Here is a 16858-nt window from a genome sequence, read left to right as displayed (position 1 = left end):
CGTCAAATAAGTAGAATTATTAACCCAACACCTGATGGAGAAACCCGATGCAATTGGACATTCAACGTCTGATTGATGATTTCGGCGGGCCAGGAGCCCTGTCCGAAGCGCTCACCACGGCCTGGCCCGATGATCCGGTCAGCCGCGCCGCAGTCTACAAGTGGCGCGAACGCGGCAGCATGCCGCTTGCCAAAGTCTCGCAGCTGGCACAACTGGCTGCGCAGCAGGGGCGCCGTTTTGCCATCGAGCAGTATTTCGTGAACCCGACGAATACCCAGACCCCGGCCAGCGCCGGCGAACCCAGTCAACCGCACAAGGATGCCGCCATGAGCGACCGTTTGATTATTTTTGACACCACCTTGCGGGACGGCGAGCAATCGCCGGGCGCATCGATGACCAAGGAAGAAAAGATCCGCATCGCCCGCCAGCTGGAAAAACTGGGTGTCGACGTAATCGAAGCCGGCTTCGCAGCGGCCAGCCCCGGTGATTTCGACGCGATCCACACGATTGCCGGCATCATCGAAAACAGCACAGTCTGTAGCCTGGCGCGCGCCAACGAGCGTGACGTGCGCGCCGCAGGTGAAGCGATCAAGCCAGCCAAGCGTGGCCGCATTCACACCTTTATTGCCACCAGCCCGATTCACATGCAGCACAAATTGCGCATGGAGCCGGATCAGGTAGTTGAAGCGGCAGTGAAGGCCGTCAAGCTTGCCCGCGAATACACCGACGACGTGGAATTCTCGGCAGAAGATGCACTGCGCTCGGACATCGACTTTCTCGCCCGCATTTTTGGCGCGGTGATCGAAGCCGGCGCAACAACCCTGAATGTGCCCGATACCGTCGGCTACGCCGTGCCGCAGAAAACCGAAGCGTTTTTCCGCGAGCTGATCGCCAAGACGCCGGGTGGCGACAAGGTAACGTGGTCGGCGCACTGCCATAACGACCTCGGCATGGCGGTCGCCAACTCGCTGGCCGCCGTACTCGGTGGTGCACGTCAGGTCGAATGCACGATCAATGGCTTGGGCGAACGCGCCGGCAACGCCGCAATGGAAGAAATCGTGATGGCAACGCGCACCCGCCGCGACATCTTCGGCGTGGAAAGCCGTGTGGATACCACGCAGATCGTGCCGACGTCGAAGCTCGTTTCCACCATTACCGGCTATCCGGTACAGCCGAACAAGGCGATTGTCGGTGCCAATGCCTTCGCGCATGAATCCGGCATCCACCAGGATGGCATTCTCAAGTGCCGCGAAACCTACGAGATCATGAGCGCCGAATCGGTGGGCTGGAATACCAACCGCCTGACGCTCGGCAAGCTCTCGGGTCGCAATGCCTTCCGCAGCAAGCTAGCCGACCTCGGCATCCAGCTCGACAGTGAAGAATCACTCAACGCTGCCTTTGCCCGCTTCAAGGAACTGGCCGACCGCAAGCGCGAGATTTTCGATGAAGATTTGCATGCGCTGGTCTCCGATGAGCTGATCAGCATCGAGCAGGAACACTACAAGCTGGTGTCGCTGAAAGTGGCTTCCGAGACGGGCGAAATCCCGCACGCGACGCTGGTCATCAGCGAAGCCGGCCAGGAGCGCCGCGCGGATGCCGATGGCGACGGCACGGTGGATGCCTCGTTCAAGGCCATCGAATCACTGGTCAGCAGCGGCGCCGAGCTGCAGCTGTACTCGGTGAATGCCATCACGCAGGGCACCGACAGCCAGGGCGAGGTGACCGTGCGTCTGGCGCGCGATGGCCGCATCGTGAATGGCCAGGGCGCGGATACCGACATCATCGTCGCCAGCGTGAAGGCCTACATCTCGGCGCTGAACAAGCTGCACAGCAACACCGAGCGCGTACATCCGCAGCCGGTGTAAGCAGAACGCCGGCACCGTCCGGCAAATCAAGGATTGCATCATCGGGAATTCCGCAGCCCTATCCGGCGGCGGAATGAAACCCGGGCTTACCGGCCTGCCGTTTCAAGCCAGAGATCAGCACCACAAGTACTGATTGCAGTGGAAACCCAAAGCAAAAGGCACAAGCCCGCAGACCGCGGGCTTGTGCCTTTTGCTTTGGGTATATCGCCATAGCCCTTTAAATTATTGGGCCACACGGCAATACATCACACCCCATCAAACCAGCAGACTGGGGCGGGTCAGCCGCGCATACAGGTTGCAGGCGGTGAACAGCAGCACCGCGAGCAGAATCTCGGCACAAGCCAGCAGCTGTGCCATCCCCTGTTCGCCATACGCACGCATCACGCCCTCGGTAAACCACAGCAGCACGGCCATGCTGAACCACTGGAAGGTATAGCGACGGCCGCTCAGCATCCCGCGCAGCGGCAGCAGAAGCGGCAGGGTCTTGAGCACCAGCCAGGAGCCGCTAGGGCGCAGCGGCGCCAGCCATAACTCCCAGGCCAGGCACAGCGTGATCAGGCCAATAAGCGTGACAATGGCCAGCCACTGCCAGAATGCGGGACGTCTGAGTTGCTTCATGCCTGCCCCTGCAGTTTCAACGCCGTATTTGCCAGCCGCTTGCCCTGTGCCAGGCAGAGCTGGCGCTCTTCTTCGGAAATCGGCCAGTTCGACTCGGTGCCGGCAACGTGGCTCACTCCGTAGGGTGTACCGCCGCTGCGCGTGGAAAGCAGCGCACTTTCGGTATAGGGCGTGCCCAGTATCAGCATGCCGTGGTGCAGCAGTGGCAGCATCATCGTCAGCAGTGTCGATTCATTGCCGCCGTGCATGGTGCCCGAGCTGGTAAAGACACAAGCCGGCTTGCCGACCAGTGTGCCCTTGAGCCATTCGGAAATCGTCGCATCCCAGAAATATTTCATCGGCGCCGCCATATTGCCGTAGCGGGTGGGGCTGCCCAGGGCAAGACCGGCGCACTCCTGCAGGTCGGTCAGCTCCACATAGGGAGCGCCTGTATCGGGGATGGCTGGCTCGGTCGCTTCGCAGACGGTCGACACGCGCGGTACGGTGCGTAGGCGGGCAGACGCGCCGGGGACAGATTCGATACCACGGGCGATGAGCTGTGCCATCTGGCGTGTCGCGCCGTGGGTGGAATAATAGAGGACTAACAGTTCGGTCATGAGATTCCTTCCCCGCTTGCAGCTAACATGCCCGGGGTTTTCGTATTTGCAAGTGCACCATTTCGGGCGAGCGTGCGCATGATACCGCGTTCACCCGTACCTGCACGGCAAGATCGCCGGGGCCGGCTGGCGATGCGCTATTATAGGCGGATTGCATGCACCAACCGAGTCACGCCATGGCGGATATCCCATCCAGCATCACCACTTCACTGCGCTTTGCCTTTCTGGAACGCCTGATCGGTTTTTCGCGCTTTGTTGGCCGCCGCCTGATCAACGACCGCTGCCTCCAGACCGCCGGCAGCCTGACCTATACGACGCTACTGGCCTTCGTACCGCTCTTCACGATTGCGCTGACGCTGTTTTCCGCTTTTCCGGTTTTCAGCGATTACAGCGGCAAGTTCAAATCTTTCCTGCTGACCAATCTGGTCCCCGATGCGTCAGGACGACTGATCGGCGTTTACATGCGGCAGTTTTCCGACAACGCCGAACGCCTGACGACCATGGGCATGATCGGCCTGGTAGCCTCGGCATTACTACTGATCTTCACCATCGAGAAGAGCTTCAACGAAATCTGGGGGGTGCGGCGCCCGCGCAAGCTGCTGTCGCGCACGCTGATTTACTGGGCAACGCTGACGCTTGCCCCGCTGCTGATCGGCATCAGCCTCTCGCTTGCCTCCGCACTCGGCAAGGAAACCGCCGGTTTCGACTGGCTCAATATCGCCAAACTGGCGCCAATGATTCTGGGCTGGGGTACGCTCACGCTGATTTACGTCACCGTACCCAATTGCTATGTGCCCCGCACGCAGGCACTGATTGGCGCCATTGTCGCCGGGGCCTTGCTGGAGCTGATGAAACAGCTGTTCAGCCTGTATATCCGGCAGTTCGGTACATTCAAGCTGGTGTACGGCGCCTTCGCCAGCATCCCCATTTTCCTGATGTGGCTGTATCTGTGCTGGGTGATCGTACTGGGCGGTGCAGTACTGACCGCATCGCTATCCTATTGGCACCGCGATGGCTGGCGCTGGGGGCAGGATCACGGCTCGCGTTTCGAGCAGGCCATGCACATCCTCACCACATTGGCGATGGCACACCGGCACGGCGAAGTGCTGCACCTCGACGAACTACGCCGCCGCGTCGAACTGGGCATCGATGCGACACACGGACTGCTGGAGCTGATGGCAACCCGCGGCTGGGTCGAGGAAGGCAAGAATGGCGAATGGATACTGGCTGTTGACCCTGCCCACATCCAGCTCAACGATGTGTATCAGCTCGTCGGCAGCAGCCTGAGCAGCCACAGCGAGCCGGTGTTGTCAGGCATCCTGCAGCAGTGTGCAGCGCCGCTGCAGCGGTCACTGCGATCCTATCTCGATCAGCGGCCCGAACTGCTCCAGCAAGATGCTGCAGCGTCCGTAACAAGCCGCACGGCCTGACTCAGGCCGCCGCACAGCCTGCGCGCAATGCCTGACGTACAACATCCTGCGACAGTTCGCCGATAAAGGACTGGCCAAGGCGCTCAAGCAGAATGAACTTGATCCTTCCGGCATCGACTTTCTTGTCCTGCGCCATCAGCTCAAGATAGCGATCCTCGCCCAATGCCGGTGCCACGACGGGCAATGCGGCCTTGCGCAGCAGCTTTTCAATTCGGGCAAGGCCGCCATCCGAAATGGCCCCCTGGATGTGTGCAGCGTGTGCAGCGAGCATCATGCCGGCGGCAACCGCCTCACCGTGCAGCCATACGCCATACCCCATGCCGGCCTCGATGGCGTGCCCAAAAGTATGCCCAAGATTCAGCAAGGCACGCTGGCCGGTTTCTTTCTCATCCGCCGCAACGATACGCGCCTTGTTCTGGCAGCTGCGCTCGATGGCAAACGCCAGTGCGTCGGCATCTCGCTCCATCAACCGATCAATATTGCCTTCAAGCCATTCAAAGAAATCCAGATCGTCGATCAAGCCGTACTTGATGACCTCGGCCATACCGGCAGAGAACTCACGATCAGGCAGCGTGGCAAGTGTTGAAATATCAGCCAGCACCAGCTTTGGCTGATAGAAGGCACCAATCATGTTCTTGCCAAGCGGATGGTTGATGGCCGTCTTCCCGCCAACAGATGAATCAACCTGTGCCAGCAGGGTAGTAGGTATCTGGATGAACGGAACGCCTCGCTGGTAGACCGCAGCGGCAAACCCGGTCATATCCCCGATAACTCCACCGCCGAGTGCAATCAGAGTCGTCTTGCGCTCGCAGCGGGCAGCCAGCAATGCATCAAAAATCAGATTCAGCGTCTCCCACGTCTTGTACTTCTCGCCATCCGGCAGAATGATAGGGAGAACAGAAACGCCAGCCTGTTCCAGCTGTACTTGCAGTTGCGCAAGATACAGTGGCGCAATCGTTGTATTGGTGACGATTGCAACCCGTGGCTGCGCCAGCAGGGGAAGTATTGCCGATACCGAAGCCAGGAAGCCTTCGCCGATATGGATATCATATGGCGCGTCGGCCAGATCAAGTTTTACGGTGCGCATTTTGCTCGAGCTCTTTCAGTAGTAGGGTCAGCATCCCTTGCACGGATTGTCTGCTGGTATCGACAACCAGATCGGCAACTTCCCGATAAAGCGGATCACGCTGCGCGTGTAAATCACGCAGACGCCCGAGCGGGTCAGCCGTCTGCAGCAATGGACGATTTTTGTCATGCGCCGTACGCTGGTACAGTTCTTCAGGGCTGGCATTCAGGTAGATTACAAAGCCATTGGCAGCAAGAGCGCGGCGATTCTGCGGATCCAGCACCGCACCGCCACCGGTACCCAGTACGATATTGCGCTGCGCGCACAACTCTGCAATCGCTTCGGCTTCGCGGGCCCGGAAGCCGGCTTCGCCCTCAATCTCGAAAATCACCGGAATTTTCACACCGGTTCTGGCTTCGATCTCGTGGTCCGAATCAAAAAAAGTCTTGCCCGTTGCCTTGGCCAAGGCACGGCCGACTGTCGTTTTGCCAGCCCCCATGAGGCCGACCAAAAAAAAATTGCCTGGCAGTTTCATGCCAGGCATTTTATCGGAAAGTCTATCGCTTTGCGATGCACCCCCATGGAATGGAATATTAATACCCCTATTACCTCAAAGTAAGGCCTGAGTCAACAACCCTAGGAGTCAGGAAAACCAATAACTCACGTTTCTTATTCGTCGTCGAGGTGTTCTTGAACAGATTGCCCAACCCCGGAACATCACCCAGCAAAGGCACTTTCGTTACATCTTTGCCCTCTTGGGTAACATAGATTCCACCGATAACAACCGTGCCACCATTCTCAACACGAACGATGGTTTCAACCTGCTTTGTATTTAACAAACCCTGAGTAACATTCTCAAAATCATCCTTGTTGATCTTTACTTCCATGATGACATTGCCATCAGGGGTGATCTGAGGCTTAACTTTCAGCGACAAAACGGCCTTCTTAAATGTGGTTGTCGTTGCTCCATTGGGAGCAGTCTCCGTAAAGGCTGCCTCCTGACCCTCCTCAATTCTAGCCTCCTGTCCGTCCGCCGTCATAACACGCGGGCTTGAAACAATCTTGCCCAAGCCATCAGCTTCCAAAGCGGACAACTCCAGAGCGAGAATACCATCTGAGCCAGCCACCAAGAAACCCAAAGATGAAGCGGCAAATTTATTAAGTGCTGCCGCACCTAGATTTACTTGAGACTTACCGCTATCGATCGCGGGGCCAGTGAATTTCTCACCAGAAGAACTAGTATATTCTTTCGTCGTCGTACCACCACCGGCAGCAAAGTCACCATTCCAGCCAATGCCATGCCATTTAACCCCCAGGTTTCTGGAGAACCCATCAGAAGCTTCGACAATCCTAGCCTCAATCATGACCTGCCGAACGGGGATATCAATCTTTTCAACCAAGTCGCGAATCTGATCAAGTTTTCCAGGAATGTCCTGAATAATCAGCGTATTGGTACGCTCATCGATCACAGCACTACCCCGGGTCGACAAAATCTTCTGCTTTTCGTCTTTCAGGATCTTTTCAAACGCTTCGGCACGGTGATAGCGCAGGCGGAAATATTCAGTTCTCGTCGGCTCAAGTTCGGAAATCTGCTTCTTCGTTTCCAGCTCCTGCTTCTCCTTGGCGGCCAGTTCATCGCGCGGAGCAATCCAGAGAACATTACCCGTCTTGCGCATGTCAAGCCCTTTGGCCTGAAGGATGATATCCAGCGCCTGATCCCAAGGTACATCCTTCAAACGCAAAGTCAACGAACCATTTACCGTATCGCTGGTAATCACATTCATGCCGGTAAACTCCGCGATTACCTGCAGTACGGTACGTATTTCGACATTTTGGAAATTCAGCGAAAGCTTTTCACCCTTGTAATTTTTCTGACTAGTCAATTGTGCCTTGTCAGCAGAACTGTCACGAACCTCAATCACGAAGCGATTTTCGGTCTGATAGGCCGAATACTCCCAGACTCCCTTTGGTTCAATCACCATCTTCACTTGGTCACCCTGAGCATAGGTATCAACCTTCTGCACTGGCGAACCAAAATCCGAAACATCAAGCCTGCGCTCCAGATTCTTAGCGATAGTGGCTTTAGAAAAATCAACCAGAAGATTTTTGCCTTGCTGGCGAATGTCAATCCCTACATTGGGGCTGGATAGGTCAACAACGATCTTCCCTTCTCCGTTCTGGCCTCGCCGGAAATCAACATTCTGAACAGACTCCTTGCGAGATGAGGGTTTGGCCTCAGCAAACTGCGTGTTTTTGCTGGATGTGCTGGTGGCATCCGCATTGGCAGCATCAACGGTCACCAAGACTGTATTGCCCTGAGTTTCCGTTGAGTAACCGGCTGTTTTTGCCAAATTCAATACCAGGCGGGTACGACCTCCTCCCTCGGCGATATTGACCGTTCTGACAGCAGCACCATTCACCTGAATTGCATTTTTTCCAGCCTGATTTGCTACATTGGCAAAATCGAGGGCAATTCTGGGAGGAGCCTTGACAACAAAACTAGTTGGAGCGGGAGGCTGAGCATTAAACGTGAGTTTAACGACCTGCTTCTCTGCCGACTCTGACGTAACATCTACCGAAGTCAATGCCGCCTGCTCTGCGAAGGTCATTGCACTCAATGCAGAGAGCACAAGCAGACCCATTTTCTTAATAACGTTGATCATTTTCTCTGCTCCGCTTCATCCAAAGGCAAGGTCGTGGCCTGTTCTTTCCAGTCCCCTCCGCTATCGCCAACCAACTCGACTAACTTTACTTCTGTTTCCGAAATTCCGGTAATACGCCCAAAATTCTGCCCCATGAAGTTGCCAACGCTTACGCGGTACAGATTACCGTCGGGCGCTTTTATCAAGGCCTGAACTGTTTTTCCTCTTTGCAGAGTACCAACCATCCTTAATTTCTCAAGGTCATAGCTTTCCAGCAATTCGCGCGGGCGTGTAGAGTCCGGCTGAGGGCCACCTGCCTTCTGCTTGGCCAGTTCCATTTTCTTAGCGTTGTAGGGGTCGAGCAATTCATATGCCGCATATGCAAAAGGCTCATAAGGCTTGACCTCAGGCAAAGGCTCTACCTTACCTCTCATGCCGTTTGCCTGCTCTTCCATCCATACCCGCAAATCTTCACCCTCGTCGCCAAAAAAACAAGCAGAAAGCATGCTTGCCAAAGCGACAATGAGGGCACGTTTAAAAGTTAACATGGTGCACTCCAATTAGCGCCTGCTCTTCTTTTTAGCATCCGCATCCGCCTGACGCATAGCCTGGACTTCTGCCTCATCAAGGGCACGATACGTGTTGACCACCGCCTTGAAATTCAGCGCACCGTCCTTTCCTGCGGTCAATTGCACGCCACCAATTGTCACAATACGAGGCAGCTGAGAAACATCACTCACAAAGGCGGCAAGATCATGATAAGTGCCATTGAGCTCGACATTGATAGGCAGCTGGCCAAACTCTGCTGTTTTTACCTCAACACTAGGCTTGAAGAGAACAAACTTCAAACCTCGTCCAACACCAGCTTGGTTAATATCTTTCAGCAGACTTTCCATATCTGCTTTATTCGGAAGTTGCTTGAGCAAGGCTCCAAAAGTTCGCTGGATTTCATCAAGCTGCTGCTTATACACCTCAAGATTAATAGCCTGCGCTTTTTTCTTGACAAACTCTTCCTTGAGCTGAACCTCCGTTAAGCGGCTAGCATCAATTTCGTCCATCTGATCGGACCACATATAGTAGTAGCCACCCAGAACAATCAAGACGAATACAACAACCAGTACAACCATTTGAACCGCAATCGGCCAGTTTCCTGAATCTTTCGGGTCTAGGTTGCGCAACTCATCAAGGTTCATTTTCTGCCGCCTCCAGAATTAACCGCTGCGACAGGCTGACTTGCAATCTCTTCTTTTGGCCTGCTCAAAGCAACATCAAGAGTGAACTCGGACAGCGTGCCACTTGCCGATGTCGATTTGACTTCTACCAATACAGGTTGTTCAAAGAGAGGAGAGTCAGCCAAGTTCTGCATAAAGTTTGATACGCGCGCATTTGATTGAGTAAATCCAGCAATCACCAGCTTGGCATCAGTCTGTTTGACATCCTTGAGATAAACTCCCTCGGGTGTCTGACGAGTCAACTGATCCATCAAGCGCACGGCTTCCGTTCTGTTGTTCTGCAGGCGCTCGACAATATTTTTCTTCTCAAGCATTGCCTGTTTTTCTGATTTAAGCTTCTCAATTTCAGCGATTTGCTCATCAAGCTTCAGATTTTCTGCTCGCAGAATCTCGTTCCGGGAATTTTGTGCCTCAAGCCTTGCCGCCAAGAACAGATAACCAAGCACGACCAGTGCCGCAGCGGCAATCACCGAGAGCATGATCATGGAGAGAAAGCGGCGCTGACGAGCCTGCCGCTTCTGCTCTCGATGAGGCAATAGGTTAATTCGAATCATGCTGGGTCAAACCTCCGCATTGCGAGTCCACATGCAATCAGTAAGGACGGAGCATCAAGCTGAACCTGCTTGCCACGAACCTTCCCTGTAGACATGCTGAAAAAAGGATTAGCCCGCATGGTGCTGGCGACCTGTGTACGGCTTGATACAGCCTCATCCAAGCCATGGATGACACTGCACCCCCCGGCTAACAAAATGTGATCAACGGCGTTGAAGTTGCTTGATGTATAGAAAAACTGCAGGGAGCGCGAAACCTCAAGTGCAAGCGTATCCATGAAGGGCTGAAGGACGTCCGGCTCGTAATTTTCGGGAAGCCCCCCTTGGCGCTTGGCCTGCTCAGCCTCCTCGAACGACATATTGAACTTGCGCTGTATTTCCTGGGTCAACTGATTCCCTGCATAAGCCTGATCACGGCTGTAGATTGATTGCCCGTTTTTGAAAACATTCATGTGGATCGCTGTAGCGCCGATGTCGACCAAAGCAACGACCTGCCCCTCGCCTCCGCTTGGCAGCTGAGAGCTCATCAGTTCGAAAGCCGATTGAGCCGCAAAGGATTCGACATCCAGAACGGAAGGCTTCAGATTGGCGAGTTCGATAACTGCGACCCGTTCGTCAACCTTGTCTTTCTTGGCTGCTGCGATCAGAACCTCATCTTCGTCTGGTGCTGCGGCAGAGGGGCCAAGCACTTGAAAATCGAGATTAACCTCATCAAGCGAGAATGGAATGTACTGATTTGCCTCGGTTTCAACCTGCATCTCAAGCTCGCGCTCGGCCATCTTGCCCGGGACCAAGATTTTTTTGGTGATTACTGCGGCGGGGGGCAACGCCACAGCCACGTTGCGAACTTTGCTCCCAAGGTGCTTCCATGCCTTGCGCACTGCATCCGCAACAGCGTCTTGGTTGTTGATATTGCCATCAACAACCGCATCTTTCGGTAGAGGCTCGATATGGTAACGATCCAGGCTGTAATTCTTTCCAACCAGGCTCAGCTCAACCATCTTCACTGCCGACGAGCTGATGTCCACCCCGATAAGCGGCGGCGCTTTCGGCTTCAGGAATTCGAGGTTCAACTTTGCAGCCCCTTTCTCAATCTGTATCAAAAAAATCGTAACAGCGGTATCAAGCTCATGTAAAGCAAGGTAGTCAAGGGCAGTAAATTTTGCAACAAGAGCATAATCCCGTAAATTCATGCTTTGGCCATGCAGCGCAGACAGGATCGTCATACTTAAATGCTCAAACGTCCACTTTTTCTCCTGACCTCTGTCATCCTGACACTGCTCATTCTGGGCGGCGGATTGCTCTTCATTGCGATCGCCGTAACTTACCCAAAGCTGCCATCCCTGGAGGCACTGACCGACTATCGCCCCAAGATACCGCTGCGGGTTTATACCGCAGATCACCAGCTGATTGGCGAATTTGGTGAAGAAAAGCGGGCATTTACCCCGATATCGGCCGTACCGGATGCGATGAAGCAAGCCCTGCTCGCAGCAGAAGACGAGCGTTTTTATGAGCATGGCGGTGTCGATTATGTCGGTGTCGTGCGGGCAATGCTGGGTAACATCGTATCAGGCCAGGCCCGTTCTGGCGCAAGCACGATTACGATGCAAGTCGCCCGCAATTTCTACCTCTCCAACGAAAAAACTCTTTCGCGCAAATTTAACGAAGCACTCCTCGCGTTCAAGATCGAGCACAACCTGAGCAAGGATCAGATTCTTGAACTTTATCTGAACCAGATTTATCTCGGGCAGCGTGCATATGGCTTCGCTGCTGCGTCGCAGATTTACTATGGCAAAGAACTATCGTCACTATCTGTCGCCGAATTTGCCATGCTGGCAGGTCTTCCCAAGGCACCATCTAGCTATAACCCGGTCGTCAATCCTGTTCGCGCCAAGCAGCGCCAGATGTACGTATTAAGGCGCATGCACGAACTGAAATTCATCGATGATGTCCAGTATCAGCAAGCTCAGACCGAAGAACTTGTGATCAAGCGCAGCCAGCAGGAATACCCGGTTCACGCTGAATATGTTGCCGAGATGGTGCGCCAGATGATGGTCGAACGCTACAAGGAAGGCGCCTATACACAGGGCTTCAATGTCATTACTACGCTTTCAAGCGAACAGCAGCAGGCCGCTTATGCCGCATTGCGCAAAGGGCTTGCCGATTATGACGCACGACACGGCTATCGTGGCGCAGAGTCCTACATTGATGGCGCGCTGCTGTCCCCGGACAAGCAGGAAGCACTGGATGAGGCACTGGCCGAAATCAAAGATGCAGATGACTACCGCGCGGCTGTCGTTCTCAGCAGCACAGCGCAGGAAGTGACCGCCTATCTCCGGGGAGGTGAAACCGTCAAACTGACTGGTGACGCACTTAAACTAGCCAGGCCGATGCTGTCCGAGAAAGCTCCGCCCAACAATAAAATCAAACCGTCGGCCATCATCCGGCTGCGCAAGACCGATGCAGGCTGGATCATCACCCAATTACCCCAGGTTGAAGGAGCCATCATCGCGATGGACCCCAAAGATGGTGCTGTCCGCGCATTAGCCGGGGGGTTCGATTTTGCCAAGAACAATTTCAACCATGTTACCCAAGCCTGGCGACAACCCGGCTCAAGCTTCAAACCGTTCATCTACTCGGCAGGCCTAGAGCGCGGCGTAACGCCCGCCACGATCATTAACGATGCGCCCTTGGTTATTGATCCGGGTGAAATTGGCGGGCAGCGCTGGGAGCCCAAGAATTACGATGGCAAGTTCAGCGGACCCATTTCGGTCCGCAATGCACTGACGCGGTCAAAGAATCTGGTTTCCATCCGGATTCTGCAAGCCATTACCCCCGAATTCGGCCAGCAGCACATTACACGCTTCGGATTCAGCCCCAAGCAGCATCCCGCCTATCTGACCATGGCACTCGGTGCTGGCAGCGTGACGCCCATGCAGATGGCGGAAGGCTACTCGGTATTTGCCAATACTGGTTACCGTGTGCACTCCTACTTCATTGACCGAATTGAAGACAGCAAGGGTAAGGTCATTGCCAAAATGGAGCCCGAAGTAGCCGGCAAGAATGCCAAGCGTACACTGGACGCTCGCAATGCCTTCATCATGACCAGCATGATGGGTGACGTGGTGCGCTACGGCACGGCAGCCAAGGCAAACGTGCTGGGCCGCCACGATCTGGCGGGCAAAACAGGCACGACGAATGACAGCTTCGATGCCTGGTTTGCCGGCTACCAGCCCAATCTCGTGACCATTGTCTGGGTTGGCTTCGACCAGCCGCGCAGCCTGGGCGGCGGCGAAACTGGCGGGGCGGCAGCGCTACCCATCTGGATCAATTTCATGAGCAAAGCCCTCCGCAATGAGCCAGAGTATCAGTATCCCGTACCGGAAGGCGTGGTAGCACAGCAAGTCAGCACAGAAAAAGGCGAACGTACGGAGTATTTCTTCGCCGAATTCCCGTCAACCAATTCTGAGCTGGGTCTTGATGGTTACGCAGGAACCGACGACACGCCAAGCCAGCAAATTGATGACATCAAGGATCAGCTGTTCTAGGAAATCGCATGCCTCGCTTCGGTTTTGACCAGAAACAGCACGACATCCGTGCCGAAATTGCGCAGCGCGCAGCGAAACTGGTCGTGGAAGAGCACATCCACGATCTCGCACTCGCAAAACGCAAGGCAGCCAGGCAGCTGGGAGCGAGAGAGCATGGCTCGCTCCCTTCCAATGAAGAGGTAGCGGCAGCCTTGGCTGAGTACCGCCAGATTTACGACCCGGAACATGCGCTACTGCTGCGCACTCTCAGGCAAAAAGCGGCGTACCTGCTCGATTTCTTTGCTCCGTTCCGGCCATATCTTACGGGATCGGTACTCAATGGCAGGGCCGGTCCACATTCCAACATCAATCTGCTCCTCTACCATGACGATCCGAAAAGTGTGGAACTCTTTCTGCTGAATCAGAATATCGATTACGATGTCGTCAGCATTAATGGGCCCAAGCGCTTTGAAAGCTATCCAGTTCTGGCATTCTGGTTCGATAACACACCCATCCGCATACAGCTGCAACCGGGCAATGCCGAGCGTAACCCGCAGGCCAAAGCAGATCGCGAACGACTTGCCCTCCCCGGCCTGAAACTGCTGCTGGCGCAAGAATCGGCCGCTCAAGCCGCCATGGCCGCTCCCAGCCCCTTGCCCTGAGTCCGTCATGCCAAGCAGCTCACTTCGCCCCATCAATCCGAAAAATAACGCGGCGTACCTGCTCAGCGATCCTCCGTTAATCCGCCATCATCTGCAGCAACTGGTCAACCGCCATGAACTCGTCGCCATTTATCCTGCTTACGATAGCCCGGTCTTTGCCCTCAGCTCATTGCTTGAGCTGACCGAAGACGAACTCTGGCTCGACATTCCGGCAGACAAGCTGCTGACCGAAAGACTGCGCCATGCCGGGCTTGGCATCGTGGTCGCGCATTCGGGAAACATCCATAGCCAGTTCGAATTTGCCGCGATTGCCAACGGCCTGCAGGATGGCAAACCAGCGCTCCGGATCCCCTTTCCGGCGCAGATCATGCACCTGCAGCGCCGCGACGCATACCGCCAGCGCATTCCGGTTCGTGACCCTGTGCAATGCCAAGTACCAGTAGCCGGACACGACGATGTGATTCTAGCCGTAACCGATATCAGCGTTAATGGCATCGGGCTGCTGGGCTTCAGTCCTGAATTGCCCCTGCGACGTGGCATGGTGCTTGCCAATTGCAAGATCAACCTGCCGGAATGCGGCCTGCTGGTAGCAGAACTCGCCGTGCAAAGTGTCGAAGAACACCATCTGCGCCAGCAGATTGCCACACTGCGAACCGGGTGCAGCTTTGTCGCACTTCCACCCGGCGCGCAAAGCCTCATCATGCGCTACATCAACCGGATCGAGCGCCAACGATTGCAGCAGCTAGCAACATGAGTCGGTTATTGAATAGCGCCCAGCTTCGCTTGGTTGAACAGCAAGCCCGCGCTGCCCCCCCCTCTCTCATGGAACGCGCAGGGCAACAGGCTGCGAATTGGATCATCGAGAACCATCCCCATATCTCACGCATACTCATCCTTGCCGGACCAGGCAATAATGGCGGCGACGGATTAATACTTGCCAGAGTATTGCTTGAGAAGCAAATATATACAAAGGCTCTACCAGCATACCCATCACTCTCATTCAGTAATGAAGCCGCTAAAGCACTGCGACAGCTGCCTGACACGGCGACCCTGGCAACGCTCGACCCGGAAGATCTGGATCACTATGAATTGATTATCGATGCACTGTTTGGCATCGGGCTGGCACGGCCACTCGACACCACTTGCGCCAGTCTGAGCACGATGCTCGCAACAAGCGGCAAGCCCGTCATTGCGCTAGATGTACCCAGCGGCATCAATGCCGACACTGGCAGCGCCGACCCGCACGCCATCTGCGCCGCAGCTACCCTGACCTTCATTGCCGACAAGCCAGGCTTGCATACCGGCGCGGCAGTCGATTACTGTGGCGAAATTCATTGCCTGGATCTGGGCCTACCCGAAACAGCACTGCCAGCCAGTACGACCCACCTTATCGATGCGGCCCGGATTAGCACCGCAGCCAGCTCCTTGCGCAGGATGCGTGACAGCCATAAAGGCCGGCACGGCACCGTGCAGGTCGTCGGAGGCAATGATGGCATGCAGGGGGCTGGGCTGCTCGCAGCCCGCGCGGCGCTGCATGCAGGCGCCGGCAAAGTTCGGCTGCTGCAACTGGCCAATCAGCCTCCGGGTATCGATCCACTCTACCCGGAAATCATGTGTCATGCCTGGACTGACGGGCAGCCCTTCATGTCAGATGTCAGCCATCGTGTCATCGGCCCCGGCATGGGCTGCGATTCGCGCAGCAGGGCCTTACTCGCGGACTTGCTCTCATCGCCGGAACCTGCCGTTATCGATGCCGACGCGCTCAACCTGATCGCGCAGAATGCGGAACTTGGACATCTGCTGTGTCAGCGCGATGAGTCGGCTAGCATCATAACTCCTCACCCCCTGGAAGGGGCCCGGCTCCTGGGAATGAGCTGTCACGACGTCCAACTCGATCGGCTGCATGCCGCAAAGATGCTCAGCCAGAAATTCAACGTGGTCTGTGTCCTGAAAGGCGCTGGCACCATCATTGCCACACCCGATGGTGCCTGCCACATCAACTCAAGCGGCAACGCCGCACTCGCCAGTGCCGGCCAGGGCGACATCCTTGCCGGCTGCATCGCCGCACTCTGGGCACAAGGTGCAGCCGCCTGCGAAGCAGCCTGCCTCGCTGTCTATGTACACGGCAAAGGAGCCGATTCATGGCGAGCCGAAAATCCGCTTGGACTGGGGCTAGACAGTGGCGAAACGTTACGCAGACTTCGAGCTAGTCTGAATCAGCTGACTTAAGCCTTTGCCGCACACACGAGTTGTGGGTATATCGCCACGGCCTTTACCCAGCAAGGGTCTCCGAAATATCCCTCAATGACTCGCATCGCGCTGCCAAGCGCCAAAGCAAAAAGCCCCGACCATTGCTGATCGGGGCTTTCCATGGGGAGTCTGGCGATGTCCTACTTTCACACGGGCATTCCGCACTATCATCGGCGCTGAGGCGTTTCACCGTCCTGTTCGGGATGGGAAGGGGTGGGACCACCTCGCTAAGGTCACCAGACTATAACTGTTTGCATGTCGCACTCCTGCTTGATGTACGCCACGCTGAATTCAATAGAAGAAGTTAAACTTTCTTATCCCGTCGTATCGACTTTCTTTCTCGGGTCAATTGCCTCGTTTCACACCTAAGCCAATCACGCGTCTCAGGTTATAGGATCAAGCCTCACGGGCTATTAGTA

General features: G+C 55.5%; 16 protein-coding genes and 1 rRNA gene. 6 read left to right on the top strand and 11 right to left on the bottom strand.

Features of this window, described 5'->3' with window-relative positions:
- Window positions 1-47 precede the first annotated feature (47 nt).
- Complete coding sequence (locus H559_RS0109530) at window positions 48-1865, top strand: 2-isopropylmalate synthase (RefSeq protein WP_028452521.1); 1818 nt, start codon at window positions 48-50, stop codon at window positions 1863-1865.
- A gap of 255 nt (window positions 1866-2120) precedes the next feature.
- On the opposite strand, the gene H559_RS0109525 is transcribed toward H559_RS0109530, so the two are convergent.
- Together H559_RS0109525 and wrbA are read right to left on the bottom strand one after the other, a co-directional pair.
- Window positions 2121-2483: a DUF2069 domain-containing protein gene (locus H559_RS0109525; RefSeq protein WP_028452520.1), complete on the bottom strand. Its 363-nt coding sequence runs from the start codon at window positions 2481-2483 to the stop codon at window positions 2121-2123.
- Complete coding sequence (wrbA, locus tag H559_RS0109520) at window positions 2480-3079, bottom strand: NAD(P)H:quinone oxidoreductase (protein WP_028452519.1); 600 nt, start codon at window positions 3077-3079, stop codon at window positions 2480-2482. Before wrbA ends, H559_RS0109525 begins: the two co-directional genes overlap by 4 nt.
- A 176-nt stretch (window positions 3080-3255) precedes the next feature.
- Here wrbA and H559_RS19710 point away from each other — a divergent pair, with 176 nt between their 5' ends.
- A complete protein-coding gene (locus H559_RS19710; protein WP_051279216.1) occupies window positions 3256-4509 on the top strand; it encodes a YihY family inner membrane protein in 1254 nt (417 codons plus the stop codon).
- A gap of 1 nt (window position 4510) precedes the next feature.
- On the opposite strand, the gene aroB is transcribed toward H559_RS19710, so the two are convergent.
- From aroB to H559_RS0109480, 7 genes are all read right to left on the bottom strand, one after another.
- A complete protein-coding gene (aroB, locus tag H559_RS0109510; protein WP_028452518.1) occupies window positions 4511-5596 on the bottom strand; it encodes a 3-dehydroquinate synthase in 1086 nt (361 codons plus the stop codon).
- The gene (locus tag H559_RS0109505) at window positions 5577-6119 is read right to left on the bottom strand and encodes a shikimate kinase (protein WP_034640606.1); all 543 of its coding nucleotides are present in this window, start codon (window positions 6117-6119) and stop codon (window positions 5577-5579) included. The genes aroB and H559_RS0109505 overlap by 20 nt, the downstream gene beginning before the upstream one ends.
- A gap of 61 nt (window positions 6120-6180) precedes the next feature.
- Window positions 6181-8238: a type IV pilus secretin PilQ gene (locus tag H559_RS19705; RefSeq protein ID WP_034640603.1), complete on the bottom strand. Its 2058-nt coding sequence runs from the start codon at window positions 8236-8238 to the stop codon at window positions 6181-6183.
- Entirely contained in the window at window positions 8235-8765 is a 531-nt protein-coding gene (locus H559_RS0109495) for a pilus assembly protein PilP (RefSeq protein WP_051279214.1), read from the bottom strand. The genes H559_RS19705 and H559_RS0109495 overlap by 4 nt, the downstream gene beginning before the upstream one ends.
- A 12-nt stretch (window positions 8766-8777) precedes the next feature.
- Window positions 8778-9410 (bottom strand): type IV pilus inner membrane component PilO, encoded by a 633-nt coding sequence (locus H559_RS0109490; RefSeq protein WP_028452515.1) that lies wholly within the window; start codon window positions 9408-9410, stop codon window positions 8778-8780.
- Window positions 9407-10003, bottom strand: coding sequence for a PilN domain-containing protein (locus H559_RS0109485; RefSeq protein WP_028452514.1), 597 nt, complete (start codon window positions 10001-10003; stop codon window positions 9407-9409). Before H559_RS0109485 ends, H559_RS0109490 begins: the two co-directional genes overlap by 4 nt.
- Window positions 10000-11226, bottom strand: coding sequence for a pilus assembly protein PilM (locus H559_RS0109480; protein ID WP_245579359.1), 1227 nt, complete (start codon window positions 11224-11226; stop codon window positions 10000-10002). Before H559_RS0109480 ends, H559_RS0109485 begins: the two co-directional genes overlap by 4 nt.
- Before the next feature lie 6 nt (window positions 11227-11232).
- Here H559_RS0109480 and H559_RS0109475 point away from each other — a divergent pair, with 6 nt between their 5' ends.
- Entirely contained in the window at window positions 11233-13548 is a 2316-nt protein-coding gene (locus tag H559_RS0109475; RefSeq protein ID WP_028452512.1) for a penicillin-binding protein 1A, read from the top strand.
- Here H559_RS0109475 and H559_RS22645 read toward each other — a convergent pair.
- Window positions 13545-13703: a hypothetical protein gene (locus tag H559_RS22645; RefSeq protein ID WP_155845359.1), complete on the bottom strand. Its 159-nt coding sequence runs from the start codon at window positions 13701-13703 to the stop codon at window positions 13545-13547. The genes H559_RS0109475 and H559_RS22645 overlap by 4 nt on opposite strands.
- A gap of 36 nt (window positions 13704-13739) precedes the next feature.
- Here H559_RS22645 and H559_RS19700 point away from each other — a divergent pair, with 36 nt between their 5' ends.
- Genes H559_RS19700 through H559_RS0109460 form a run of 3 tightly spaced genes read left to right on the top strand, consistent with a single transcriptional unit; the run spans window position 13740 to window position 16418 of the window.
- On the top strand, window positions 13740-14189 hold the full coding sequence (locus H559_RS19700) for a hypothetical protein (protein WP_155845358.1): 450 nt from the start codon (window positions 13740-13742) through the stop codon (window positions 14187-14189).
- Between the two features lie 7 nt (window positions 14190-14196).
- Window positions 14197-14943, top strand: a complete 747-nt coding sequence (locus tag H559_RS21665) for a flagellar brake protein (protein ID WP_051279210.1) — start codon at window positions 14197-14199, stop codon at window positions 14941-14943.
- A complete protein-coding gene (locus tag H559_RS0109460; protein WP_028452511.1) occupies window positions 14940-16418 on the top strand; it encodes a bifunctional ADP-dependent NAD(P)H-hydrate dehydratase/NAD(P)H-hydrate epimerase in 1479 nt (492 codons plus the stop codon). The genes H559_RS21665 and H559_RS0109460 overlap by 4 nt, the downstream gene beginning before the upstream one ends.
- A 148-nt stretch (window positions 16419-16566) precedes the next feature.
- On the opposite strand, the gene rrf is transcribed toward H559_RS0109460, so the two are convergent.
- Window positions 16567-16680, bottom strand: a 5S ribosomal RNA gene (gene rrf, locus H559_RS0109450).
- Window positions 16681-16858: the final 178 nt, after the last annotated feature.

It is taken from the genome of Chitinilyticum aquatile DSM 21506 (genome assembly GCF_000430805.1).
GTDB classification, from domain to species: Bacteria; Pseudomonadota; Gammaproteobacteria; order Burkholderiales; family Chitinibacteraceae; genus Chitinilyticum; species Chitinilyticum aquatile.
The sequence above is the reverse complement of the archived record's forward strand: the minus strand, read 5'-3'. Positions and strand labels throughout refer to the sequence as shown.